This window comes from Lactobacillus sp. UMNPBX1 (assembly GCF_002554085.1).
In the GTDB taxonomy this organism is placed as follows: domain Bacteria; phylum Bacillota; class Bacilli; order Lactobacillales; family Lactobacillaceae; genus Lactobacillus; species Lactobacillus crispatus.
Map to the genome: position 1 here is coordinate 1 of NZ_PCZI01000075.1, position 380 is coordinate 380.

The 380-nt window shown below is 39.5% G+C and carries 1 protein-coding gene; it reads right to left on the bottom strand.

Features of this window, described 5'->3' with window-relative positions:
• Nucleotides 1-380: biotin/lipoate A/B protein ligase family protein (locus CP352_RS10865; protein ID WP_369823554.1), on the bottom strand; the 380-nt coding region annotated here is incomplete at both ends.

Consider the following 380-nt stretch of genomic DNA (forward strand, 5'->3'; position numbering starts at 1 on the left):
AATCCCAGTTGTTATAGTACTGCTCATAGATCTTATCAATTTCTTTTTGATCTTCAGGGGTAACCATGTATTGCTTATCCTTAATCTCCTCAAGGTCGTCAACATGGAAGAGACCTTTTATCAATTCATTCCTAAATGTTGGCACATCAATATCTTGGTACTTTTCATCCAAGTATGGACGAAGATTCGTAACCCGTGATCGAACTGATTTGATCCCCTTTGAAGCAATCTTATCTTTTGCCACATGAAGGGCATCCGCGACGACACTTAAGTCAACATCAAGCATTAAAGTTCCATGGGAGAACGTCTTTCCATTACGTGAATACATCGCATTCCCCGAGAATTTCTTACCATCAACTAAAATATCATTACGACCGCTG